This is a genomic window from Streptomyces sp. CB01249, from assembly GCF_001905735.1.
In the GTDB taxonomy this organism is placed as follows: Bacteria; Actinomycetota; Actinomycetes; order Streptomycetales; family Streptomycetaceae; genus Streptomyces.
Genome location: NZ_LISW01000002.1, coordinates 1,354,003 through 1,376,736, shown reverse-complemented (window position 1 = coordinate 1,376,736; position 22,734 = coordinate 1,354,003). Strand labels below are relative to the sequence as shown.

Annotated in this window: 19 protein-coding genes; 6 read left to right on the top strand and 13 right to left on the bottom strand. The window is 71.4% G+C overall.

Annotated elements, in window-relative coordinates:
- Nucleotides 1-10: 10 nt before the first annotated feature.
- The 5 genes from AMK18_RS14690 to AMK18_RS14665 form a co-directional block, all read right to left on the bottom strand.
- Nucleotides 11-1,687 carry an ABC transporter substrate-binding protein gene (locus tag AMK18_RS14690; protein WP_073863101.1) on the bottom strand — a complete coding sequence of 559 codons (1,677 nt, stop codon included), beginning with the start codon at nucleotides 1,685-1,687 and terminating at the stop codon, nucleotides 11-13.
- 279 nt (nucleotides 1,688-1,966) lie between these two features.
- Nucleotides 1,967-2,956 (bottom strand): LacI family DNA-binding transcriptional regulator, encoded by a 990-nt coding sequence (locus AMK18_RS14680; protein ID WP_073863100.1) that lies wholly within the window; start codon nucleotides 2,954-2,956, stop codon nucleotides 1,967-1,969.
- 359 nt (nucleotides 2,957-3,315) lie between these two features.
- Nucleotides 3,316-4,923: a citramalate synthase gene (cimA, locus tag AMK18_RS14675; protein WP_073863099.1), complete on the bottom strand. Its 1,608-nt coding sequence runs from the start codon at nucleotides 4,921-4,923 to the stop codon at nucleotides 3,316-3,318.
- A 541-nt stretch (nucleotides 4,924-5,464) separates the two neighbouring features.
- Entirely contained in the window at nucleotides 5,465-6,550 is a 1,086-nt protein-coding gene (locus tag AMK18_RS14670; protein ID WP_018102491.1) for a branched-chain amino acid aminotransferase, read from the bottom strand.
- Nucleotides 6,551-6,780: 230 nt separating this feature from the next.
- A complete protein-coding gene (locus tag AMK18_RS14665; protein ID WP_037785879.1) occupies nucleotides 6,781-7,821 on the bottom strand; it encodes a 3-isopropylmalate dehydrogenase in 1,041 nt (346 codons plus the stop codon).
- Between the two features lie 129 nt (nucleotides 7,822-7,950).
- Between AMK18_RS14665 and AMK18_RS14660 the strand changes: the two genes are divergently transcribed.
- Nucleotides 7,951-9,516 carry a purple acid phosphatase family protein gene (locus tag AMK18_RS14660; RefSeq protein WP_073863098.1) on the top strand — a complete coding sequence of 522 codons (1,566 nt, stop codon included), beginning with the start codon at nucleotides 7,951-7,953 and terminating at the stop codon, nucleotides 9,514-9,516.
- A 22-nt stretch (nucleotides 9,517-9,538) separates the two neighbouring features.
- Here AMK18_RS14660 and AMK18_RS35505 read toward each other — a convergent pair whose 3' ends face one another.
- Complete coding sequence (locus AMK18_RS35505) at nucleotides 9,539-9,670, bottom strand: hypothetical protein (protein ID WP_018102494.1); 132 nt, start codon at nucleotides 9,668-9,670, stop codon at nucleotides 9,539-9,541.
- Between the two features lie 267 nt (nucleotides 9,671-9,937).
- On the bottom strand, nucleotides 9,938-10,822 hold the full coding sequence (locus AMK18_RS14655; RefSeq protein ID WP_073863097.1) for a LysR family transcriptional regulator: 885 nt from the start codon (nucleotides 10,820-10,822) through the stop codon (nucleotides 9,938-9,940).
- A 102-nt stretch (nucleotides 10,823-10,924) separates the two neighbouring features.
- Here AMK18_RS14655 and AMK18_RS14650 point away from each other — a divergent pair, with 102 nt between their 5' ends.
- The 4 genes from AMK18_RS14650 (at nucleotide 10,925) to AMK18_RS14635 (ending at nucleotide 14,654) form a co-directional block, all read left to right on the top strand.
- On the top strand, nucleotides 10,925-11,935 hold the full coding sequence (locus AMK18_RS14650; RefSeq protein WP_073863096.1) for an NADP-dependent oxidoreductase: 1,011 nt from the start codon (nucleotides 10,925-10,927) through the stop codon (nucleotides 11,933-11,935).
- Between the two features lie 81 nt (nucleotides 11,936-12,016).
- Nucleotides 12,017-12,589: a CDP-alcohol phosphatidyltransferase family protein gene (locus tag AMK18_RS14645; RefSeq protein WP_073863095.1), complete on the top strand. Its 573-nt coding sequence runs from the start codon at nucleotides 12,017-12,019 to the stop codon at nucleotides 12,587-12,589.
- Nucleotides 12,586-13,446 (top strand): phosphatidate cytidylyltransferase, encoded by an 861-nt coding sequence (locus AMK18_RS14640; RefSeq protein ID WP_073863094.1) that lies wholly within the window; start codon nucleotides 12,586-12,588, stop codon nucleotides 13,444-13,446. Before AMK18_RS14645 ends, AMK18_RS14640 begins: the two co-directional genes overlap by 4 nt.
- A complete protein-coding gene (locus AMK18_RS14635) occupies nucleotides 13,443-14,654 on the top strand; it encodes a lysophospholipid acyltransferase family protein (RefSeq protein ID WP_073863093.1) in 1,212 nt (403 codons plus the stop codon). Before AMK18_RS14640 ends, AMK18_RS14635 begins: the two co-directional genes overlap by 4 nt.
- Nucleotides 14,655-14,737: 83 nt before the next feature.
- Here AMK18_RS14635 and pruA read toward each other — a convergent pair whose 3' ends face one another.
- Nucleotides 14,738-16,369, bottom strand: coding sequence for an L-glutamate gamma-semialdehyde dehydrogenase (gene pruA, locus AMK18_RS14630; RefSeq protein WP_018102500.1), 1,632 nt, complete (start codon nucleotides 16,367-16,369; stop codon nucleotides 14,738-14,740).
- Nucleotides 16,370-16,417: 48 nt separating this feature from the next.
- Complete coding sequence (locus tag AMK18_RS14625) at nucleotides 16,418-17,344, bottom strand: proline dehydrogenase family protein (protein WP_018102501.1); 927 nt, start codon at nucleotides 17,342-17,344, stop codon at nucleotides 16,418-16,420.
- Between the two features lie 188 nt (nucleotides 17,345-17,532).
- On the opposite strand from AMK18_RS14625, the gene AMK18_RS14620 reads away from it, so the two are divergent.
- The gene (locus AMK18_RS14620; protein WP_073863092.1) at nucleotides 17,533-18,678 is read left to right on the top strand and encodes a PucR family transcriptional regulator; all 1,146 of its coding nucleotides are present in this window, start codon (nucleotides 17,533-17,535) and stop codon (nucleotides 18,676-18,678) included.
- Nucleotides 18,679-18,688: 10 nt separating this feature from the next.
- On the opposite strand, the gene AMK18_RS14615 is transcribed toward AMK18_RS14620, so the two are convergent.
- The 4 genes from AMK18_RS14615 to ilvC form a co-directional block, all read right to left on the bottom strand.
- Nucleotides 18,689-19,210, bottom strand: coding sequence for a hypothetical protein (locus tag AMK18_RS14615; protein WP_073863091.1), 522 nt, complete (start codon nucleotides 19,208-19,210; stop codon nucleotides 18,689-18,691).
- Nucleotides 19,207-19,809 carry a TetR/AcrR family transcriptional regulator gene (locus AMK18_RS14610; protein WP_073863090.1) on the bottom strand — a complete coding sequence of 201 codons (603 nt, stop codon included), beginning with the start codon at nucleotides 19,807-19,809 and terminating at the stop codon, nucleotides 19,207-19,209. The genes AMK18_RS14615 and AMK18_RS14610 overlap by 4 nt, the downstream gene beginning before the upstream one ends.
- Nucleotides 19,810-19,895: 86 nt before the next feature.
- The gene (gene serA, locus AMK18_RS14605) at nucleotides 19,896-21,488 is read right to left on the bottom strand and encodes a phosphoglycerate dehydrogenase (protein WP_018102505.1); all 1,593 of its coding nucleotides are present in this window, start codon (nucleotides 21,486-21,488) and stop codon (nucleotides 19,896-19,898) included.
- Between the two features lie 216 nt (nucleotides 21,489-21,704).
- Nucleotides 21,705-22,706: a ketol-acid reductoisomerase gene (ilvC, locus tag AMK18_RS14600; protein WP_018102506.1), complete on the bottom strand. Its 1,002-nt coding sequence runs from the start codon at nucleotides 22,704-22,706 to the stop codon at nucleotides 21,705-21,707.
- Nucleotides 22,707-22,734: the final 28 nt, after the last annotated feature.

The following is a 22,734-nucleotide window of genomic DNA, read 5'->3' as shown; positions in this document are numbered from 1 at the left end:
CCCTGCTGTACTACTTGGCGGGCTTGAGATTCAGCACGACTTCCAGCGAGGTGCGCTGGGTGTGCTGCGGGTCCGCGTACGGGTTGTCCTCGGTGGGCCAGCCCACCCAGTTCTTCGTGGAGTACTCCGCCCCGACGGGAGCCGCCGCGGTCGGGATCATCGGCGCCTGCTCGACCATGATCTTCTGGAGCGCGTCCATCGCCTGCTTGCGGGCGGTGTCCGTGGTGGCCTGGGCGAAGTCCTTCAGCGCCTCGGTCGCCTCGGTGCTCTTGAAGCGGCCGAAGTTGCCGGACTGCGAGGGCTTGCCGATGGGCTGGAGCAGGGCGCCGTCCATGATGTTCTGGTACATGTCGTACGGCGTGGCACCGCTGTTGGTCCAGTGCAGGGTGGCGTCGAAGTTGCCGTTGGCGACGTCCGCGTTCCAGGAGTCCGCGGTCTGCGTCTTGACCTTGGCGTCGATGCCGATCTTCTTGAAGTTGTCCTTGATGATCGACAGGCCGGTGATGTAGTCGTTCCAGCCGGCCGGGTCGGTGAGGGTGAGCTTCACCGGCTTGCCGGACGGGTCCTTGAGGACGCCGCCGCTGAGCGTGAAGCCGGCCTTCTCCAGGACCTGCGTGGCGCCCGCGACGTCCGGCTTGGTGGTGGCCTTCTTGTACGTGTCGGAGATGAAGGACTCACCGGCCGGCAGCGGGATGCCGGTGGGGTTGGTGATCTCCGGGTACAGGGTCGCCTCGGCCTGGGTGTAGATGGCGTTGCGGTCGACCACCATCGCCATGGCCTTGCGGAGCGCCGCGTTGTCGAACGGCTTGCGGGCGGTGTTGATCCAGAGGCCGTGGATGCCGAGACCGGACGGGAACCACAGCTTGTGGTTCTTCGGGTCCTTGTCGATGAACAGCTTCTTGAAGTCCGGCATGAAGACGAACGACCACTCCAGCTTGCCGCTGGCCAGCGCGGTGGTCGCCGCGTTGTTGTCGTTGTACGTGCTGTACCGCAGCTCCTTGACCTTGGTCGAGCCCTTCCAGTAGGTGGGCGTCGCGATCAGGGTGGTGGTCTGCGGCGTGAAGGTCTTCAGCTTGTACGGGCCGGAGCCGACCGGGTTCCGGTTCGGCCAGGTCTCCGGGTTGTCGACCTTCTCCCAGATGTGCTTCGGGACGATGTACTGCTGGAGGATCTTGTTCTGGTTGACGTACTGCGAGCTGTTGAAGGTCAGGATGACCTTCTTGTCCTTGACCTCGACACCGCCCCACTGGATGCCGTCGGCGTTGAGCGCCGGGTGCTTCTTCAGCAGCTCGAAGGTGTACGCCACGTCGTCGGCGGTCAGCGGCTTGCCGTCGGCCCACTTGGCGCGCTCGTCGATGGTGAGGGTGACCTTCTGGAAGTTGAGGTCCCACTTCCAGTCGGTCGCCAGCCACGGGTCGGGCTTTTCGGCGGGCTTGATCTGGCGGACCATCGCCAGCGGCTCGTAGATCATCCAGCGGTAGCCGAGGGTGGCGCCGGCCGAGGTGTTCAGGAACGGGTTGCTGTTGTTCGTCTGCGGCCCGTCCGGCTTGCCGATGTTCAGGACGCCCGAAGCGGCACTGCCGCCGTTCTTGTTGTGGTTCGAGTTGGCCGAGGAACAGCCTGCGGCGAGTGCGACCACCGCGGTGGCGAGCGCGGCGGCTCTCAGCGTGTGACGGCGTGCGGACATATCGACTCCAGGAGGGACTGGCGGGTCTTGGGATCCGGAAACGGGCAGCGCTGGGCGCGCCTTGGTACGGCTGTGCGGGTGGTGCGGGTGCGGTGTGGGCCTGGGGGTGCCCTTGTCCGTTAGGTCGTGTCACCTGACTGCCGTCGTCGCCCGGAGGGCGGCCGGGCGGCGTCTGGTGCGTGCGATCGCAAGGCGCCGGAGAGTCCTCGTAGCGGAGCTACTAGGGCTTTTCGGCAACGCCGCGAGCGCGCGTGCCAGGCGTCGCCCGGCAGACGGCAGTCAGGTGACACGACCTGGGGGCGCCGAGTGGCGCACGACCAATTCGGTGGGGAGCACGACCGGGGTGTCCGGTGCGAGCGTGCCGCCCAGGTGGGAGAGGAGCATCCGCGCGGCCATCTCACCCATCTGCCGGGTGGGCTGGCGCACGGTGGTCAGGGGCGGTTCGGTGTGCTCGGACATCGGGATGTCGTCGAAGCCGACGACGGCGATGTCACCGGGCACGGTCTTCCCCGCGGCGCGCAACGCCCGCAGCACGCCCGCCGCGGTGATGTCGTTGTGCGCGAAGACCGAGTCGAACTCCGTGCCCGAGGCGAGGAGTTCCTCCACGGCGAGCCGGCCGGAGAGTTCGGTGAAGTCCCCCATGACGACGTGGTTCGTGGGGAGGACCGAGACGAACCCGGCCAGCCGGTCGCGTACGCAGCCGAAGTGCGCGGGGCCGGTGATCACGACGGGCCTGGTGCGACCGGCGTCCCGCAGATGGCGGGCGGCCGACGCGCCTCCTTCGTGGTTGGTGGTCACGACGGAGGGGAATTCGGGGTGGTGGCCGCGATCGTCGATGAGCACGATCGGCAGGCCGTCGCGGTGCAGTTCCGTGAGGTGGTCCAGGGTGTTCTCGGGTTCCACCACCACCAGGCCGTCGAAGGCCCGCGCCGACACCTGGCTGGTGAAGCGCTCCACGGACTCGGCCCCGCGATTGCAGGTGAACAGCAGCAGCCCGTAGTCGGCGGCCTCGACGGTGTCGACCACGCCCTGGAGCAGTTCACCCATCCAGGGCCAGGTCAGCGAGGGCACCAGCATGCCGACCGTACGGCTGCTGCCGCGGGCCAGACCGACGGCGCCCGAGCTGGGCACGTAACCGAGCTGCGCGATCACCGCGCGAACGCGGGCGGCCGTCGAACCGTCCACCTCGCCCTTGGTGTTGATGACCCGGGAGACGGTCGTCTTGCTGACGCCGGCCTCACGGGCGACATCAGCGATGGTGACGCGCATCGAGGCCTCCAGGACACAACGGGACAGATGAGAACGGCCGCAACGGCCGGGGATGGAACCGGTACCGCAACCGGTACCGCAACCGGTTCCGGAACCGGTACCGGCGTTGGTGGCGTGAGTTAACCCCGCAGAAACACCGCCGTCAATACTTCACGTCGAGATTGGTCCGTACCCATCTGATAACGAGAAGAACACGGTCCTTGCGTTCAACTTATGAACGCAAACACCTCTTGACGCGAGCACGTGAATCCCGTTCACTCAGTCCCCGTACGGGGCCGTACACGCGAACGCCCCCGTCCGCCCTGCCGGTTGAGGCGGGCGGACGGGGGCGGGCGTGTGCGGGAGACGGCCCCGTGCGGTCAGTCGGTCGGTTCGAGGCCGGCGCGCAGCAGTCCGTAGGTGTACGCGTCCTCCAGCGCCTGCCAGGACGCGGAGATGATGTTCTCGGCGACCCCGACGGTCGACCACTCGGCGGTCCCGTCGCCCGTGGTGATCAGCACGCGGGTGGTGGAGTCGGTGCCGGTGCGGCCCTCCAGGATGCGGACCTTGTAGTCCGTCAGCTCCAGCTTGGCGAGCTGCGGGTAGATCCGCTCCAGCGCCACCCGCAGCGCCCGGTCCAGGGCGTTGACCGGGCCGTTGCCCTCGGCCGTGGCGACGATCCGCTCGCCCTTGGCCCACAGCTTCACGGTCGCCTCGTTGGCGTGGGTGCCGTCGGGGCGGTCCTCCACGATGGCCCGCCAGGACTCGATGCGGAAGTAGCGCCGCACCCGGCCCTCGGCCTCGGCGCGCAGCAGCAGTTCGAAGGAGGCGTCGGCGGCCTCGTACGTGTAGCCCTTGAGCTCGCGCTCCTTGACCCGGGCGACGACCCGGGCGACCAGCTCCCGGTCTCCCCCGAGGTCGACGCCGAGCTCGTCGCTCTTCAGCTCGATGGAGGCCCGCCCGGCCATGTCGGAGACCAGCATCCGCATGGTGTTGCCGACGAGGGCGGGGTCGATGTGCTGGTAGAGGTCCGGGTCGACCTTGATCGCGGAGGCGTGCAGCCCGGCCTTGTGGGCGAAGGCCGAGACACCGACGTACGGCTGGTGCGTGGAGGGGGTCAGGTTGACCACCTCGGCGATGGCGTGCGAGACGCGGGTCATGTCGGCGAGGGCGCCGTCGGGGAGGACCCGCTTGCCGTACTTGAGCTCCAGCGCGGCGACGACCGGGAAGAGGTTGGCGTTGCCCACGCGCTCGCCGTAGCCGTTGGCGGTGCACTGGACGTGCGTGGCGCCCGCGTCGACGGCGGCGAGGGTGTTGGCGACGGCGCAGCCCGTGTCGTCCTGGGCGTGGATGCCGAGCCGGGCGCCGGTGTCGGCGAGGACCGTGGAGACGACGGCCTGGATCTGGGCCGGGAGCATCCCGCCGTTGGTGTCGCAGAGGATGACCACGTCGGCGCCGGCCTCGGCGGCGGCCTTGACGACGGCCTTGGCGTACTCGGGGTTGGCGCGGTATCCGTCGAAGAAGTGCTCGCAGTCCACGAAGACCCGGCGGCCCTGCTCGCGGAGGTGGGCGACGGTGTCGCGGACCATCTCCAGGTTCTCCTCCAGCGTGGTGCGCAGCGCGAGCTCCACGTGGCGGTCGTGGGACTTGGCGACCAGCGTGATCACCGGGGCACCCGACTCGAGCAGCGCCTTGACCTGGGGGTCCTCGGCGGCGGTTCCGCCCGCCCTGCGGGTCGCGCCGAAGGCGACCAGCTCGGCGTTCTTGAACTCGATCTCCTGGCGGGCGCGGGCGAAGAACTCGGTGTCGCGGGGGTTGGCGCCGGGCCAGCCACCCTCGATGAAGCCGACGCCGAAATCGTCCAGGTGCCGGGCGATGGTCAGTTTGTCGGCGACCGTCAGGTTGATGCCTTCACGCTGTGAACCGTCGCGCAGCGTGGTGTCGAAGACATGGAAGCTGTCGTCGGTGGGCTTGGCCTTGGTGGTCATTGCTGGTCTGACTCCTGTCGGATGAGTGGATCCGGACGACTGGGCCGTGTCCGGCGGATCATGGCCGGGGTCGCGACGCCTGGCACGGCACCTCGCCGCGTTGCCGAACCGCCCTAATCGCTCCTTCCCCAAGCTCTCAACTTCGTTCGAGCAGGGGAGACCCCATTGAGGACGCTCCGGCGCCTTGCGATGCACCGCACCAGACGCCGCGCCCTCCCCGACCCTGATCCGCCGGACACGGCCCGGCTCCACTTGCCCCCATCATCCCGCGCCGCTTGCCCCCGGCCGAGGTGGAGGCCGGAAAACAAAAAACCCCTCGCGGGTGCGAGAGGTCTGCGCGCGGGTCTGGGGCACGGTGGCCGTGCCGTACGTGGTGGTACGGGACGGTCACTGCGGACCGGCGCGCCTGTTGCCAATAATCATGACGAACGAGGACACGGAAGCAGTCTGGCACAGGACCGCCGCCGTGAACCGCCCGTCTCAGGATGCGGGCGTACGGGGAGCCCCCGGCGAGACACCGGGGGCTCCCCGTACAGCTTGGTCAGGCCAGGGAGTGCATCCAGCCGTGGGTGTCCTCGGCGGTGCCGCGCTGGATGTCGAGCAGGCGCTCGCGCAGCTTGAGGGTGACCGGGCCGGGGGTGCCGTCGCCCTGGGTCCACTCGCCGCCCGCGCTCTTCACCGTGCCGACGGGGGTGATGACGGCGGCGGTGCCGCAGGCGAAGACCTCGGTGAGGGTGCCGGCGGCGGTGTCCTCGCGCCACTGGTCGATGGAGACGCGGGACTCCTCGGAGGTGTAGCCGAGGTCACTCGCGAGCTTGAGGAGCGAGTCCCGGGTGATCCCGGCGAGCAGGGAGCCGGTGAGGGACGGGGTGACGATGCGGTCCCCGTACACGAAGTAGAGGTTCATGCCACCCAGCTCCTCCACCCACTTGTGCTCGACGGCGTCGAGGTAGGCGACCTGGTCGCAGCCCTTGGCGGCGGCCTCGGCCTGGGCGAGGAGGGAGGCGGCGTAGTTGCCGCCGGTCTTGGCGTCGCCCATGCCGCCGGGGACGGCGCGGACCCGGTCCTCGGAGAGCCAGATGGAGACGGGCTTCACACCGCCCGGGAAGTAGGCACCGGCCGGCGAGGCGATGACCAGGAACAGGTACTCGTTGGCCGGCCGCACGCCGAGGCCGACCTCGGTCGCGATCATGAAGGGGCGCAGGTACAGGGACTCCTCGCCGCCGTGGGCCGGGACCCAGGCCGCGTCCTGCTGGACGAGCGCGTCGCAGGCCGCGACGAACGTCTCGACGGGCAGCTCCGGCATGGCGAGGCGGCGGGCGGAGGAGCGGAAGCGCTCGCCGTTGGCCTCGGGGCGGAAGGTGGCGACGGAGCCGTCGGGCTGGCGGTACGCCTTCAGGCCCTCGAAGATCTCCTGGCCGTAGTGGAGCGTCATGTTGGCCGGGTCGATCGACAGCGGCGCGTACGGGACGAGCTGGGCGTCGTGCCAGCCGCGGCCTTCGGTCCACTTGATCGTCACCATGTGGTCGGTGAAGTAGCGGCCGAATCCGGGCTGGGCCAGGATCGCCTCGCGCTCCGCGTCGGACAGCGGGTTCGAGGAGGGCTTGAGCTCGATCGTGGTCGTCATGAGTGCGTGTCCTTCACCGTGATGTGTGTGTAGGACCGCGTGCACGCCTTCAAGTGCTAGGACGTCCGAGCTTCGCTGCGAGCCACGGCCCCGTTCGATTATCTCTCGAAGGGTGCCGTGCACGAAATGGCGTGAATGCGGTCCAGGGTTCGATGGTGACACCCGGGGCCGCGCAGGAGAAGCCGCCGGGTGCGTCTGCGACCCGGCGGCTTCGTGGTGGAGTCGTCGGGTCAGCCCGCTACGCGTACCGCGAGGGCGTCGCCGATCTCGTCGGTCGTACGGGCGGTCCCGTCGCGCTCCGCGAGGTCGGCGGAGACGGCGTCCTCGATGCGCACGGCCTCGGCCTCGTAGCCGAGGTGGCGCAGCAGGAGGGCGACGGAGAGGATCGTGGCGGTCGGGTCGGCCTTGCCCTGCCCCGCGATGTCGGGGGCGGAGCCGTGGACCGGCTCGAACATCGACGGGAAGGCACCCGTCGGGTTGATGTTGCCGGAGGCGGCCAGGCCGATGCCGCCGGAGACGGCCGCGGCGAGGTCGGTGAGGATGTCGCCGAAGAGGTTGTCGGTGACGATGACGTCGAAGCGCTCCGGCTGCGTGACGAAGAAGATCGTCGCGGCGTCGACGTGCAGGTAGTCGGTGGTGACCTGCGGGTACTCCGCGGCGACCTTGTCGAAGATGTTCTTCCACAGGTGGCCCGCGTAGACCAGGACGTTGTTCTTGTGGACCAGCGTCAGCTTCTTGCGCGGGCGGGCGGCGGCGCGCTCGAAGGCGTCCCGGACGACCCGCTCGACACCGAAGGCGGTGTTGAGGCTGACCTCGGTGGCGACCTCGTGCTCCGTGCCGGTGCGCAGCGAGCCGCCGTTGCCGGTGTACGGGCCCTCGGTGCCCTCGCGGACGACGACGAAGTCGATGTCCGGACGGCCGGCGAGCGGGGTCTCGGTGTTCGGGAAGAGCTTCGACGGCCGCAGGTTGATGAAGTGGTCGAAGGCGAAGCGCAGCTTCAGCAGCAGCCCCCGCTCCAGGACGCCGGAGGGCACGGACGGGTCGCCGATCGCGCCGAGCAGGATGGCGTCGTGGCCCTTGAGGGCGTCGAGCTCCGCGTCGGGAAGGGTCTCACCGGTACGGTGCCAGCGCCGGGCGCCAAGGTCGTACTCCTTGGTCTCCAGCTTCACGTCCTGCGGGAGAACAGCGTTGAGGACCTTGAGGCCCTGGGCCACGACCTCCTGGCCGATACCGTCACCGGGGATCACTGCGAGATTGATGCTGCGAGACATGGTGGCACCCTACTGCTCGTCCCACCCCATGACACGTGCCGTCCACCATACGGACACATGATCATCTGTACGTGTACCGTTCACCTATTCGACGGGAGGACGTCAGCCGGGCGGTGGAGGTTGTCGCCCATGGACATCCCCCGCTTCGGCATCCCCGAGAAGCTCGCCGACCGCATGAGCATGGCCGAGCAGCACGACTACCTCCGCACCCGGCTCACCCGCCGCGGGGCGCTGCGCACCGGCGTGGCGACCGCCGCCGTGGCCGGCGCCGGGATCGGCCTCGCCTCCTCCCCCGCGTACGCGGCCCCCACCGTACTCACCTCGCACAGCACCACCCGGGTCGACGGCGCGCTGGTGGCGCCCTTCGGCCGGCACCTGGCGTACGGGCCGGACCCGAGGACGCAGATGGCGGTCTCCTGGCAGGTGCCGTTCGCGGTGCGCCGCCCGTACATCCGCATCGGGCTGAAGCCGTGGGCGCTGAGCCGGCGGATCGACGCGGAGGTGCGCCACCTGACGACGCCGCAGCTGAACAACGGCAAGATCGCGGCGGCCGAGCAGTTCTACGTACACGCGTCGCTGGAGCGGCTGAAGCCCGGCACCACGTACTACTACGGCGTCGGCCACCAGGGCTTCGACCCGGCGGACGCGCGCAACCTGGGCACGCTCGGCACCTTCACCACCGCGCCCTCCCGGGCGGAGAACTTCACCTTCACCGCCTTCGGCGACCAGGGCGTCAGCTACCACGCGCTCGGCAACGACCAGCTGATCCTGGGCCAGAACCCGGCCTTCCACCTGCACGCCGGGGACATCTGCTACGCGGACCCGTCGGGCTCCGGGCAGACCACCGACACCTACGACGCGCGGACCTGGGACCAGTTCCTGGCGCAGACGGAGACGGTCTCCAAGACCGTGCCGTGGATGGTGACGACCGGCAACCACGACATGGAGGCGTGGTACTCGCCGGACGGCTACGGCGGCCAGAACGCGCGCTGGACCCTGCCGGACAACGGCCCGGACCCGGTCAACCAGCCCGGCGCCTACTCCTTCGTCCACGGCAACGTGGGCGTGATCGCGCTCGACGCCAACGACGTCAGCTACGAGATCCCCGCCAACTTCGGCATCAGCGGCGGCCGCCAGACCCGCTGGCTGGACCGGCGCCTCGGCGAGCTGCGGGCGCGCCGGGACATCGACTTCCTGGTGGTCTTCTTCCACCACTGCGCCTTCTCCACGACCAACGCGCACGCCTCGGACGGCGGGGTGCGGGACGCCTGGGTGCCGCTCTTCGAGAAGCACCAGGTGGATCTGGTGATCAACGGGCACAACCACGTCTACGAGCGCACCGACGCGATCCTGAAGAACGCCGTCAAGCGCCCGGTGCCGATCGGTGAGCGCACCGACCCCCGCCGGGACGGCATCGTCTATGTCACGGCGGGCGGCGCGGGCAAGGCGCTGTACGACTTCCCGGTGCCCGACAGCTACGAGGGGCACGTCGCGGACCTGGAGAGCGTGAACACGTACCACGTGGCCAAGGGCGGTGCGAAGGCCGCCGAGACCGTGGAGTGGTCGCGGGTGCGGTACACCGGCTTCTCGTTCCTCGCGGTGGAGGTGGAGGCCGGACGGCACCCCCGGATGAAGGTCACCGCCCTCGCCGAGTCGGGCGAGCGCGTCGACCACTTCGAGATCAGCCGCGGCTGAGCGCGGCCCGAGGGGGGACCGGTCAGTGACCGGTGGAGCCGCCGTTGTCCCTGCGGTCGAGGGCGCGCTGCAGGGCGGCGGCGGCAGCCTGCCGCTCCGACTCGGTCGGGCGGTGGGCGTGACGGACACGGCGGCGGGTGGTGGTCTCGGCCATGGTGGATCGACTCCTTGAGATCGCGAGGATTTCGAGATCGAACAGCGTGGGGTGATGTCGAGATCGTTGATTTCGAGGCGCCGGAAGGGGCGGGGAACGGGCGCCGCAGGGGTTGCCTGCACAGGGCGCGCGCTCTCGACCGCCAGTCGCTTGATCTAGCGAGACGTTCGGCTCCTACAAAGCTAGAACAGCCCGGCCGGTCTGTCTCCACAATTACTCGGACTTCCTACTATCTGAGACGGCGGTTTGCGCCGGCCCACCTGCCGCTCACCCTCCGCTCCCCCGCAACTCCCTGATCAGGGCCCGGACAGCCGCGGATCGTGCCAGCTCAGGGGTGGTGACATAGCCCACGGAGCGGGTCGGGCGCTCCGGTCCGAGAGCGGTGATCTCGACCGAGTCGGGTGCTCCGGACAGGGACAGTCCGGGCATGATCGCCATACCGAGACCGGCGGACACCATCGAGAGCACCGCTCCGTCGTCCTCCGCCTCCACGGTCGCCCGCGGGATCCAGTCCTGCGCCGCCCACCACTCCCGCGTGTACGAGGTGCAGTTCTCGGCCCAGTCCAGCAGCGGGAGCGTCCGGGGCGCCGGATGACCGGCCGGGTGCACGAGGGCGTACTCCTCCTCCCGCAGCACTCCCCCGACCAGTTCGTCCGGCACCGGCGACGACCCGCCCATGGTCGCGATCCCCAGATCGGCGCGCCCGTCCAGGACCTCGCCCGCCGTGCCCCGCCCCAGCTCGCGCACCACCCGCACCACCGGCTCGATCCCCGGGTGACGGTTCCGCAGCCGTTCCAGTGCGGGCGGCAGCAGATGCAGGGCGGCGCTGCGGAAGGCGGCGATCCGCAGCGGCCCGGCCGGTACGGCGTCCGCCCCGGGTCCGGCCGCCGCCGCCCGCGCCTCGGCGCCCATCACCTCCAGCAGCCGCAGCACGCGCCGGGCGTACCCGAGGGTGCTCGTGCCCGCCGCAGTGGGCAGGGCACCCCTGCGGCCCCGTTCGAAGAGAACCGCGCCGATCCTGCGCTCGGTGGTGCGGATCGCGTGGGAGACGGCGGACTGTGTCATGTCCAGGGCCGCGGCGGCGCCGGAGAAGCTGCCCGCGCTCTCGACGGCGAGCAGGATGCGCAGCTCGTGCGGGGTCAGGTCGGCCATCGTGCGGGTTCCCCTCGTTCCATGAACGCCGTTCATGGAAACGGCCTTTCCATCGACGCAACACCCTGCCGGGCCGGAAAGTTCCTCCCTACGGTCGCTGCCATGACGACGACACGCACCGCCCGCGCCTTCCACCTGACCGCCCGCCCCACGGGCTTCCCCACCCCGGACCTCTTCACCCTCACCGAGTCACCGGTGCCCGACCCCGCCCCCGGACAGGCCCTGGTGGAGAACCTCTACCTCTCCGTGGACCCCTACCACCGCGAGGAGATGGACGACGGCTGGGAGCTCGGCGCCCCGCTGGAGGGCCGGGCCCTGGGCCGGGTCACCGCCTCCCGCGACCCGGGCCTCGCGGAGGGCGACCTCGTCTTCCACCGGCAGGGCTGGCGCACCCACGCCCTGGTCACCGCCGGTACCGACGGCACCCGCCGCCTCCCGTCGTACGAGGGGGTGCCGCTGACCGCCCACCTCTCGATCCTCGGCGGCACCGGCCTCACCGCCTACGTGGCCCTGACCCGCGTCCTGGAACTCCGCCCGGGCCAGGACCTCTTCGTCTCCGCCGCCGCGGGCGGGGTGGGCACCGCGGTGGGCCGGATCGCCCGGCTGCTCGGCGCCGGGCGGATCATCGGCAGCGCGGGCTCGGCCGCCAAGGTCGCGCGGCTCACCGGGGAGCTGGGCTTCGACGCGGCGTTCGACTACCACGACGGGCCGGTCGGCGAGCTGCTGGCGAAGGCCGCGCCGGACGGGATCGACGCGGCCGTCGACAACGTGGGCGGCGAACATCTGGAGGGCGTGATCGCGGCGATGCGCGATTCCGGCCGCATCGCCTGGGTCGGCGCCATCGCCCAGTACCACTCGGCGCACACGCCGCCGCCCGCCCCGCGCAACCTGTTCGACGTGGTCGGCAGGAGCCTGCGCCTCGAAGGCGTCCTCGTCCGCAACCACCGCGATGCGCAGGGCGAGTTGGAGGCGCTGCTGGTGCCGCATCTGCGCAGCGGCGGGATCGCCCCGGACGTCACGGTCGTGGACGGCTTCGAGCGGACCGTGGACGGCTTCCTGGGCATGCTGCGCGGCGAGAACACCGGGAAGATGCTGATCCGCACGGCCGCGTAGGCCCGGGCCGCGCGCGTACTCAGGCGTACTTGAGTACCCGGGCCGTGTCGAAAGAACGTGCGTCGCACGAGAGTTGCGGTCATGAACGGCCTCTACGCTCTCAAGCCCTGGTACGCGGACCGGCTCTCCGGCGTCCGCGCCTCGCTGGTCCGCCGTGAGGTGTCGCCCGACACCCTCACCGCCGCCGGGGTGGCCGCCGCGGCCGGTGCCGCCGCCGCCCTGGCCTGGCTGCCCGCCCCGGTCGCCGCCCTGCCGGTCGCCGTCCTGCTCGCGGCGCGGCTCGCCTTCGCCAACCTGGACGGGGCGCTCGCCCGGGACACCGGCCGCACCACCCGGCGCGGCGCCGTCCTCAACGAGCTGGGCGACCGGGTCGCCGACCTCCTCGTGCTGGCCGGCTTCCTGACGCTCGCCCCGCTCTGGCTCGTCGCGCTGGCCGGTCTCGCGGCCACGCTGCCCTCCTGGGTGTCGCTGGCCGGGGCCGCCGCCGGGGCACACCGCCGCAACGGGGGCCCGGTCGGCAAGACGGAGCGCTGCCTGCTCGTCGTGATCGCCGCCGCGAGCGGCTGGGCCGTCCCGGTCCTGGCCGTGATCGCCGCGGGCTCCCTGCTCACCGCCGCGCTCCGGCTGGCCGGCCTCTGGCGGGAGCTCGCATGAGCGCCGTCCTGATCGCCGAGGAGGCCGCCGTCCGCGCGGTGCCGCTGGTCGCGGGGGTGCTGGGCGCGGGCGGGGTCGCCGTCGCGGTGCTGCCCGCGAGGGTCCGGATGCGCGCCGAACTCCGCAAGCGGTGGCGGACCTGGGCCGTGGTCGCGCCGGTCTTCCTCGGGGCGTTCTTCCTGGGCGGCGGCGGCACGTACGCGCTGGCCGCCGGGCTCGGCGTGGTCGCGGCCGGTGAGTACGCCCGGATGGCGGGGCTGCGCCGGGGCGACCTGGCCGTCCTCGCGGTGGCGTCGGCGGTCCTTCCGGGGCTGGCCTGGCTCGCCCCGCACCTGCTGGACCTGCGGACGGCGGCCCTGCTGCTCGTCGCGGCGGCGCTCCCCGCCGTGCTGGGCGGCGACGACCGCACGGGCTTCACCCGCACCGCCCGGACCGCCTTCGGACTGCTGTGGATCCCGCTCGCGCTGACCGGCCTGGTCACGCTCGGGGACACGGCGGTCGCGGTGGGCCTGGCGGTGGCGCTCGGGGACGTCGGCGCCTGGTGCGGCGGCACGGCGCTGGGGCGGCGCGGTCCGCTCGCCCGGCCGCTGTCGCCGCTCTCCCCGAACAAGACGTGGGCCGGGGTGCTGGGCGCGGCCGCCGCCAGCGCGGCGCTGCTGGTGGTGCTCGGCGCGTTCAGCCCGGCGCTGTGGGCGGCGGTCGTCGGCGGCTGTGTGCTCGGGGACCTGGTCGAGTCCATGGTCAAGCGCGAATCCGGGGTGAAGGACGCGGGCAGCTGGCTGCCGGGCTTCGGCGGCCTGCTCGACCGGATCGACTCCCTGTTGGTGGCCCTCCTCCTGGCGATGGTGATGACGTGAAGCCTCTGGGAAGCACGCTTGTACGCACCTCCGGTGTCCTCCCGGTCCGCTCGCGGGTCGCCTCCGCGCTGCGGCGCGGGCTGTGGTGGGGCGTGCTCAGCCTCACCGGCGGCATCGAGCGGCGCGGCCGGCTGCCGCGCGGCGGCTGCGTGGTCGTCGCCAACCACAGCTCGCACGCGGACACGGCGGCGCTCCTGGCCGCGCTGGACGCCCGGCACAGCCCGGCGATCGGCGCGGCGGCGGACTACTGGTTCGCCTCTCCGTGGCGGCGCCGGATCTGCCGCAGGCTGGCGGCCGGGTTCCCGGTGCGGCGGGCGGGCGGCGGGATGACGGACCTGCTGACGATGACCGGCGAGCTGCGCGAGGGCCGGGCGGTCGTGCTCTTCCCGGAGGGCACCCGCGCCGAGGACGGCACCCTGGGCTCGTTCCACAAGGGCGCGCTGGTGCTGGCCGAGGAGGCGGGCGTCCCGGTCGTTCCGGTGGGCATCGCGGGCACGGACCGGCTGCTGCCCAAGCACGGGCGGCTCCGCTCGTCCCTGGTCCGGGTGACCATCGGTGCGCCGCTGCCCGCCGGGGTCTCCCCCGAGGAGGCCCGGGACGCGGTGCGCGCGCTGCACGGCCGTACGGCCGCCGAACCGCTGCGGGACTCGGCGGTGCGCAGGCGGGTCGCCTCGGTCGTCACGTCCCGCGCGGGGCTGCCGCTGGCCTTCTGCTGGGCGTTCGCGGAGGCGCTGAGCTGGCCGCTGATGCCGGAGCTGCTGCTCGCGGTGGTGTGCGTGGCGGTGCCGCGCGCGGCGCTGAGGATGTCGCTGGGCGCGCTGGCCGGGAGCCTGGTGGGCGGGCTGCTCGCGCTGCACCTGGCGGCGGCGGGCGGGCAGCTTCCCGCCCCGCTGACCACGGACCGGATGCGGGCACAGGTGCGCGCGGAGCTGGCGGTGGAGGGGGCGCGGGCCGTCCGCCACCAGCCGTGGAACGGCATCCCGTTCAAGGTGTACGGGGCCGAGGCGGGGCGGGCTTCGGTGCCCGCGGCGGACTGGGTGGCCGCTTCGGCGGCGGCGCGGGGCGCGCGGACCCTGACGGTGGGGCTCGCCTTCGGCGCGTTCGGCCTGCTGCTGCGCCGCCACCGTCGGCTGTACGGGCCGTACCTGGCGCTGCTCGGCGGCGGCTTCGCGGTGGGGCTGGCGCTGATCGTGCGCGGGTGGAGCTGACCCGTCCATGGAAACCGCCCCCCGTCCGGCAGGGGAACCGGACGGGGGGCGGAGTTCTGGGGGGCGACGGGCGCCCGGGCTGGTCAGCCCTGGTGGGGGTAGGTGTACTCGGTCGGCGGGACCAGGGTCTCCTTGATGGCCCGGGTGAGGGTCCAGCGCTGGAGGTTCTGGGGGGCACCGGCCTTGTCGTTCGTACCCGAGGCGCGGCCGCCGCCGAAGGGCTGCTGGCCGACGACGGCACCGGTCGACTTGTCGTTGATGTAGAAGTTGCCCGCGGCGTACCGCAGCTTCTCCATCGTGTACGCGGCCGCCGCGCGGTCGTTCGCGATGACGGACCCGGTCAGGGCGTAGTCGGAGACCGACTCCATCTGGGCGAGCATCGCGTCGTACTGGTCGTCCTCGTAGACGTGCACGGCGAGGATCGGGCCGAAGTACTCGGTCGTGAAGACCTCGTTCTCGGGGTCGGTGCACTCGATGACGGTCGGGCGGACGAAGTAGCCCACCGAGTCGTCGTAGGTGCCGCCCGCGACGATCGTGCACGCCGGGTCGGCGGCGGCGCGGTCGATCGCGGCCTTGTTCTTCGCGAAGGAGCGGTCGTCGATGACGGCGCCCATGAAGTGCGACAGGTCGGTGACGTCGCCCATGGTGATGGAGTCGACCTCGGCCGCGAACGCCTCCTTGAAGCCCGCGTTCCAGATCGAGGCCGGGATGTAGGCGCGCGAGGTCGCCGAGCACTTCTGGCCCTGGTACTCGAAGGCGCCGCGGGTCAGCGCGGTCTTCAGGATCGCGGGGTCGGCCGACGGGTGGGCGACGACGAAGTCCTTGCCACCGGTCTCGCCGACGAGCCGCGGGTAGGTGCGGTAGTTGGCGATGTTGTTGCCGACGGTCTTCCACAGGTGCTGGAAGGTCGGGGTCGAGCCGGTGAAGTGGATGCCGGCCAGGTCGCGGTGGTTCAGGGCCACCTCGGAGACGGCGATGCCGTCGCCGGTCACCAGGTTGATGACGCCCTTGGGCAGACCGGCCTCCTCCAGGAGCTGCATGAGCAGCACGGCGGCGTGGGTCTGCGTCGGGGACGGCTTCCACACGACGACGTTGCCCATGAGCGCGGGCGCGGTCGGCAGGTTGGCGGCGATGGCCGAGAAGTTGAACGGCGTGATCGCGTAGACGAAGCCCTCCAGCGGGCGGTGGTCCATGCGGTTCCACACGCCCGGGGAGTTGGCCGGAGGCTGCTCCGCGAGGATCTGGCGCGCGTAGTGCACGTTGAAGCGCCAGAAGTCGACCAGCTCGCAGGGGCAGTCGATCTCGGCCTGCTGGGCGGTCTTGCCCTGGCCGAGCATCGTGGAGGCGGCCAGCGTCTCGCGCCACGGGCCGGACAGCAGCTCGGCGGCGCGCAGGATGATCGCGGCGCGGTCGTCGAACGACATCGCGCGCCAGGCCGGGGCGGCGGCGAGGGCGGCGTCGATCGCGTCCTGGGCGTCCTGCTCGGTGGCACCGGCGAAGGTGCCGAGGACGGCCTTGTGGTTGTGGGGCTGCACGACCTGGACGCGCTCGCCGCCGCCCATCCGCTTCTCGCCGCCGATGGTCATCGGCAGGTCGATGGGGTTCTGGCTGAGCTCCTTGAGCTTGGCCTCCAGGCGGGCGCGCTCCGGGGAGCCCGGGGCGTAGGAGTGGACCGGCTCGTTGACCGGCGCGGGGACCTGGGTCACAGCGTCCATGGTGTCCTTTGCTCCTTCAGTCAGTCGTGGGGAGGGGTGGAGGGGTGCTCAGCCCTTGGTGAGGATGGAGCGGCCGAAGAACAGGAGGTTGGCCGGCTTCTCGGCGAGGCGGCGCATGAAGTACCCGTACCAGTCGGTGCCGTACGCGGTGTAGACACGCATGCGGTGGCCCTCGGCGGCGAGCCGGATGTGCTCGTCGCTGCGGATGCCGTACAGCATCTGGAACTCGTACTCGTCCAGCTTGCGCCCGGCCTTGCGGCCCAGCTCCTGGGCGATGGCGATCAGGCGGGGGTCGTGGGACCCGATCATCGGGTAGCCCTCGCCCTGCATCAGGGTCTTCAGGATGCGGACGTACGCCTTGTCGATCTCGGCCTTGTCCTGGTACGCGACGGAGGCGGGCTCCTTGTAGGCGCCCTTCACGATCCGCACGCGGCTCCCGGCGTCGGCGAGGCGGCGGGCGTCCTCCTCGGTGCGGAAGAGGTACGCCTGGATGACGCAGCCGGTCTGCGGGAAGTCCTTCCGCAGCTCCTCGTGGATGGCGAACATCGAGTCGAGGGTGGTGTGGTCCTCGGCGTCCAGGGTGACCGTGGTGCCGATCGCGGCGGCGGCCTCCACGACGGGGCGCACGTTGGCGAGGGCCAGCTCGTGGCCGCCGTCCAGGGACTGGCCGAACATCGACAGCTTGACGGACATCTCCGCCCTGGTGCCCAGGCCGAGGTCCTTGAGGCGGTCGACCAGCTCCAGGTAGGCGTCGCGCGCGGCGGCGGCCTGCTCGGGCGTGGTGATGTCCTCGCCGACGACGTCGAGGGTGACTTCGAGACCCTTGTCGGCGGCGTCCTCGATGACCGGGACGACCTGGTCGACCGTCTCACCGGCGATGAAGCGGTCCACGACCTGCTTGGTGCCGGGCGCGGCCGAGATGAACCGGCGCATCTTGTCGCTTCGCGACGCGGCGAGAATCACGGGACCCAGCACGGGGCACCTCCACGGAAAGTACGAACGAGGCCACACCGCCGTATATGCCGTGTAACGAACATAAGCGGTACAGCACGGAGAACCACCGTGAAATCTAAGGATCGCGCGGATTCCCTGCCATCGACAGCTGCCACACATCCGTGGACTGGATCTCAGACATATGTCTGAAGGGGTGCGAGAATGGCCGGGTGAAGGGCGATTACCAGGAGCTGGTGGACGAGATCTCCGCGCTGCTCGGCGTCCCCGCGACGCTGGAGAACCGGGATTTCGGGCTGGTCGCCTTCGGGGCCCACGACAGCGACGACACCACGGCGATGGACCCGGTCCGCACCCGCTCGATCCTCACCCGCCGCTCCACCCCGGCGGTCCGCGCCTGGTTCGAGAACTTCGGCATCACCCGCGCCACCGGCCCCCTCCGCATCCCCGCCGCCCCCGAGGCCGGCGTCTACCGCGACCGCATCTGCCTGCCGGTACGCCATCGGGGTGTCGTGCTCGGTTACGTATGGCTGCTCGACGCCGACCCGGGGCCGACCGACCGCCAGCTCGACGCGGCGATGGACGTCGCCGCCCGGATCGGCGCGCTGCTGGCCGACGAGGAGCGGGCGGGCACCGACCTGTCCCGGGAGTTCGGCGCGGTGCTGGCCGCCGGGCGCGGCTGGCAGCGGGACATGGCGGTCGCCGCGCTCGCCGAGGCGCTGGGCCCCGACGCGGACGGGCTGCACACCGTGGTGTGCGTGGCCCCGTGGGCGGACGCCACGCCCGCCGTGCGCACCGTCCCCTCGGCGGCGGCGCTGACCGCCGCCCCGCCGCCGGGCCGGTCCGGGCCGCCCGCGCTTGCGGCGCTGATCCGGCTGCGGTCGCCGGAGGTCCTGGACCCCGCGCTCACCGCCGCCGGGCGGCTGCGCGCCACCGCCGGGGAGACCGCCACCGCCGGGATCGCGGTCCCGCGCCGGGGCCTCACGGAGCTGGCGGACGCCTGGCACGAGGCGTCGGCGGCGGCCCGGGCCGCGGCGGCGGAGACCAGGTTCGGCCCGGTCGCCGACTGGCCGGCCATCGGCCCGTACCGCACGCTGACCGCGCTCACCCCGGACGCCCTGCCCGACCCTGCCGTGCGCCCCCTGCTGACCCCGGCCCAGCGGGACCTGGCGCGCACCGCGGAGGTGTTCCTGGACTGCGCGGGCCAGGCGTCCCGGACCGCGGCCGAGCTGGGCATCCACCGCCAGACGCTGTACTACCGCCTCTCCCGCGTCCAGCAGCTGACCGGCCTCGACCTCAACGACGGCGAGGACCGGCTGCTGCTCCACATGGCCCTGAAGGCGGCCCGGCTGCGGTGAGGCGCCGGGCTCACAGCCAGGCGGGCGGGGGCGGGGCGAGGATCGGGCGGTCGCTGACCACGGCGGCCATGACCAGGGGCGCGTCCCCGTCGCTGCGGCCGACGCTCACGCCGACCCAGCGGTCCCCGGGGCCGGGGAGCGGTCCCCAGACGGACAGGTCGCCGTAGCAGTCCTCGGCGAGCAGGGCGTCGAACAGCGCGGGAACCGGGGTGCCCTCCTCCTTCAGGAGCAGCGCGACATGGACGGCGACGCGGTGGTGGGGGCCCCAGCGGGTGTCCAGCTCCGCGACGAGGGCGTCGAGCCGGGCCTCGGCCGCCTCCTCCGCCTCGTCCGGGTCGTCGTCGCCGTCGTCGTCGGACTCCCAGAGCGGGACGGCCCGGAAGCCCTCGCCGGTGGTCGCCCGCCACTCCCCGCTGTCCGGGTCGCCCTCGGCCACCGCGGGCCCGGCGGCCGGGAGCGGCGCGGTGAGCAGGGCCGCCACCTCGGCAGCGGAGCGCGCGAGGTCGAAGGGCTCGCCGGCCCGGACGGTCACCGGGCGCCCTCGGGGGCCGGGCCGCGTCCTTCCAGGACCAGCTTCAGGCCGTCCGTCAGGTCCTGGGCGGAGGGGGCCGACTCGGGGTCCATCAGCCACTGGACCATGACGCCGGCCAGGAGGGCCTGGCAGAAGAGGCCGGCGACGCGGGCGCGCTCGGGGTCGGCCTCGGGGTCGATGCCGAGCATGTTCTCGGCGAGGCCGTTACGGCCCTCGCGCTGCGGGCCGACGAGGGCCTTCTGCAGTTCGGGGTCGGTGTTGATCCGGGAGACGACCTCCATCTGGAGCTGCCAGACCGCCCGGCTCTGTTCGAAGCTCCCGATCACCCGCTCCCAGGCGCCCCGGAACTGGTCGAGCGGCGCGGTCGGCGCCTCCGCCTCCCGCTCCCCCTCGTCCTCCTTGGTCGCGAGATCGCCCCACTCCTCCGTCAGCCGGAGGAAGGCGAGGTTGAGCAGCGCGTCCTTGGAGCCGTAGTGGTAGCCGATGGAGGCGAGATTCGTGCCCGACGCGGCCACGATGTCGCGCGCCGTGGTGCGCGCGTACCCCTTCTCCAGCAGGCAGCGCTTGGCGCCTTCGAGCAGATCCTCACGATGTCCCATGACAGCAGCGTACCCGGTATGCAGACGTTTGTGTAAGACGCTCGTCTACATACCGGGTACGGCCGGGACCCGTGAGGCCCGGAAGGTCAGTCGGTGAGGTTCACCGAGCGGGCCGAGGCTGCGCCGATCTCCGAGGAGATCTCGGTGAGCACGGTCGCCGGGACGTCGTCGTCCACGGTGAGGACGACCAGCGCCTCGCCGCCCACGTCGGCGCGGGAGACCTGCATGCCCGCGATGTTCAGACCGGCCTCGCCGAGGATGCGGCCGACCGTGCCGACGACGCCGGGGCGGTCCTCGTAACGGAGCACGATCATGTGGTCGGCGAGCGCCAGGTCCACATCGTGCTCACCGATCGCGACGATCTTCTGGAGGTGCTTGGGGCCGGCCAGCGTGCCGGAGACCGCGACCTCCTGGCCGTCGGACAGGGTGCCCCGGACGGTGACCACGTTGCGGTGCTCGGGCGACTCGGAGCTGGTGGTGAGGCGGACCTCGACCCCGCGCTCCTGGGCGAACAGCGGAGCGTTCACGTAGGACACGGTCTCGTCCACGACGTCCTCGAACACGCCCTTGAGCGCGGAGAGTTCGAGCACCTTGACGTCGTGCTGGGTGATCTCGCCGTAGACCTCGACGTCGAGGCGGGCGGCGACCTCGCCGGCCAGCGCGGTGAAGATCCGGCCCAGCTTCTCGGCGAGCGGCAGCCCGGGGCGCACGTCCTCGGCGATGACGCCGCCCTGGACGTTGACCGCGTCCGGGACGAGCTCACCGGCGAGTGCGAGGCGCACGGACTTGGCGACGGCGATGCCCGCCTTCTCCTGGGCCTCGTCGGTGGAGGCGCCGAGGTGCGGGGTGCAGACGACCTGGTCGAACTGGAAGAGCGGGGAGTCCGTGCAGGGCTCCTTCGCGTACACGTCGAGACCGGCGCCGGCGACGCGGCCCTCCTTGAGCGCGGAGGCCAGCGCCTCCTCGTCCACGATGCCGCCGCGCGCGGCGTTGACGATGCGCACGGTGGGCTTCACCTTGTGCAGCGCCTCGTCGCCGATCAGGCCCAGCGTCTCGGGGGTCTTCGGGAGGTGCACGGTGATGAAGTCGGCGACCTCCAGGAGCTCGTCCAGCGAGAGGAGCTTGACGCCCATCTGCGCGGCGCGCGCCGGCTGCACGTAGGGGTCGTAGGCGACGATCTTCATGCCGAAGGCGGACATGCGCTGGGCGACCAGGACGCCGATGCGGCCGAGGCCGACGACGCCGAGGGTCTTCTCGCTCAGCTCGACGCCGGTGTACTTCGAGCGCTTCCACTCGCCGTTCTTCAGCGCGGTGTTGGCCTGCGGGATGTGGCGCGCGGTGGCCACGAGGAGGCCGCAGGCCAGCTCGGCGGCGGTGACGATGTTGGAGGTCGGCGCGTTCACGACCATGACGCCGGCCTTGGTGGCGGCGGAGACGTCGACGTTGTCCAGACCGACGCCCGCGCGGGCGACGACCTTCAGCTTCTTCGCGGCGGCGATGGCCTCGGCGTCGACCTTGGTGGCGGAGCGCACCAGGATGGCGTCGACATCGGCGATGGCGGGGAGGAGCTCGGCGCGGTCCGCGCCGTTGCAGTGCCGGATCTCGAAGTCCGGGCCCAGAGCGTCCACCGTGGCGGGCGACAGCTCTTCAGCGATGAGTACGACAGGTTTCGAGCTCACGTGAGTCCTCACAGATCCAGTGCGGACGGCCGTCCCGACGGCCGCAGGCGTGGAGGGGCTTGCCGCGTGGAAGACGCACGACACTGTGGGCCTGACGCGTGTATGTGGAGCAGTGTAGTCATGCGCGAGACCCCGATCAGCGCCCCTTCGGAAGGATCACCCGCACGAGTGCGTGGGCCCCGGGGGCGGGGGTGACCCGCCCCCGGGGCTCGGGTGTTACGCGTCCTCGTCGTTGACCCAGCTCATGAGCTTGCGCAGCTCACGACCGGTGGTCTCCAGGAGGTGGTTCTCGTCGGCCTTCTTGTACTCGTTGTACTTGGGCAGACCGTTGTGGTACTCGGCCATCCAGTTCTTGGCGAAGGTGCCGTCCTGGATCTCGGCGAGAACCTTCTTCATCTCGGCCTTGGTGGCGTCCGTGATGATGCGCGGGCCGGTGACGTAGTCGCCCCACTCGGCGGTCTCCGAGATGGACCAGCGCATCTTCTCCAGGCCGCCCTCGTACATGAGGTCCACGATGAGCTTCAGCTCGTGCAGGCACTCGAAGTACGCGATCTCCGGCTGGTAGCCGGCCTCGGTCAGGGTCTCGAAACCGGCCTTCACCAGGGCGGCGGTGCCACCGCAGAGGACGGCCTGCTCGCCGAAGAGGTCGGTCTCGGTCTCCTCGGTGAAGGTCGTCTTGATGACGCCGGCGCGGGTGCCGCCGATGCCCTTGGCGTACGAGAGGGCGAGCGCCAGGCCGTTGCCCGAGGCGTCCTGCTCGACGGCCACGATGCACGGAACGCCGCGGCCCTCCTCGTACTGGCGGCGGACCAGGTGGCCCGGGCCCTTGGGGGCGACCATGCAGACGTCGACGTCGGCCGGGGGCTTGATGAAGTCGAAGCGGATGTTCAGGCCGTGGCCGAAGAACAGCGCGTCGCCCTTCTTGAGGTTGTCCTTGATGGACTCCTCGTAGACCTGGGCCTGGATCGGGTCCGGGACGAGGATCATGATGACGTCGGCCTCGGCGGCGGCCTCGGACGGGGTCACCACGCGCAGGCCCTGCTCCTCGGCCTTGGCCTTGGACTTGGAACCCTCGTGCAGACCGACACGGACGTCGACACCCGAGTCACGCAGCGACAGCGCGTGGGCGTGGCCCTGGCTGCCGTAGCCGATGACCGCGACCTTGCGGCCCTGGATGATGGACAGGTCGGCATCGTCGTCGTAGAACAGCTCGGCCACTGGGTCTTCTCCTTGGTGTGCAGGTGTT

Coding starts and splice junctions, on each gene's coding strand:
- cimA (WP_073863099.1), bottom strand. CDS start 4,923: ATGACCACCAAGGCCAAGCCCACCGACGACAGCTTCCATGTCTTCGAC.
- pruA (WP_018102500.1), bottom strand. CDS start 16,369: ATGGACGCTGTGACCCAGGTCCCCGCGCCGGTCAACGAGCCGGTCCAC.
- AMK18_RS14660 (WP_073863098.1), top strand. CDS start 7,951: ATGGACATCCCCCGCTTCGGCATCCCCGAGAAGCTCGCCGACCGCATG.
- AMK18_RS14610 (WP_073863090.1), bottom strand. CDS start 19,809: ATGGGACATCGTGAGGATCTGCTCGAAGGCGCCAAGCGCTGCCTGCTG.
- AMK18_RS14680 (WP_073863100.1), bottom strand. CDS start 2,956: ATGCGCGTCACCATCGCTGATGTCGCCCGTGAGGCCGGCGTCAGCAAG.
- AMK18_RS14640 (WP_073863094.1), top strand. CDS start 12,586: ATGAGCGCCGTCCTGATCGCCGAGGAGGCCGCCGTCCGCGCGGTGCCG.
- AMK18_RS14670 (WP_018102491.1), bottom strand. CDS start 6,550: ATGACGACCACGATCGAGCTCAAGCCCTCCTCGAACCCGCTGTCCGAC.
- AMK18_RS14645 (WP_073863095.1), top strand. CDS start 12,017: ATGAACGGCCTCTACGCTCTCAAGCCCTGGTACGCGGACCGGCTCTCC.
- AMK18_RS35505 (WP_018102494.1), bottom strand. CDS start 9,670: ATGGCCGAGACCACCACCCGCCGCCGTGTCCGTCACGCCCACCGCCCG.
- AMK18_RS14655 (WP_073863097.1), bottom strand. CDS start 10,822: ATGGCCGACCTGACCCCGCACGAGCTGCGCATCCTGCTCGCCGTCGAG.
- AMK18_RS14650 (WP_073863096.1), top strand. CDS start 10,925: ATGACGACGACACGCACCGCCCGCGCCTTCCACCTGACCGCCCGCCCC.
- AMK18_RS14665 (WP_037785879.1), bottom strand. CDS start 7,821: ATGTCTCGCAGCATCAATCTCGCAGTGATCCCCGGTGACGGTATCGGC.
- AMK18_RS14690 (WP_073863101.1), bottom strand. CDS start 1,687: ATGTCCGCACGCCGTCACACGCTGAGAGCCGCCGCGCTCGCCACCGCG.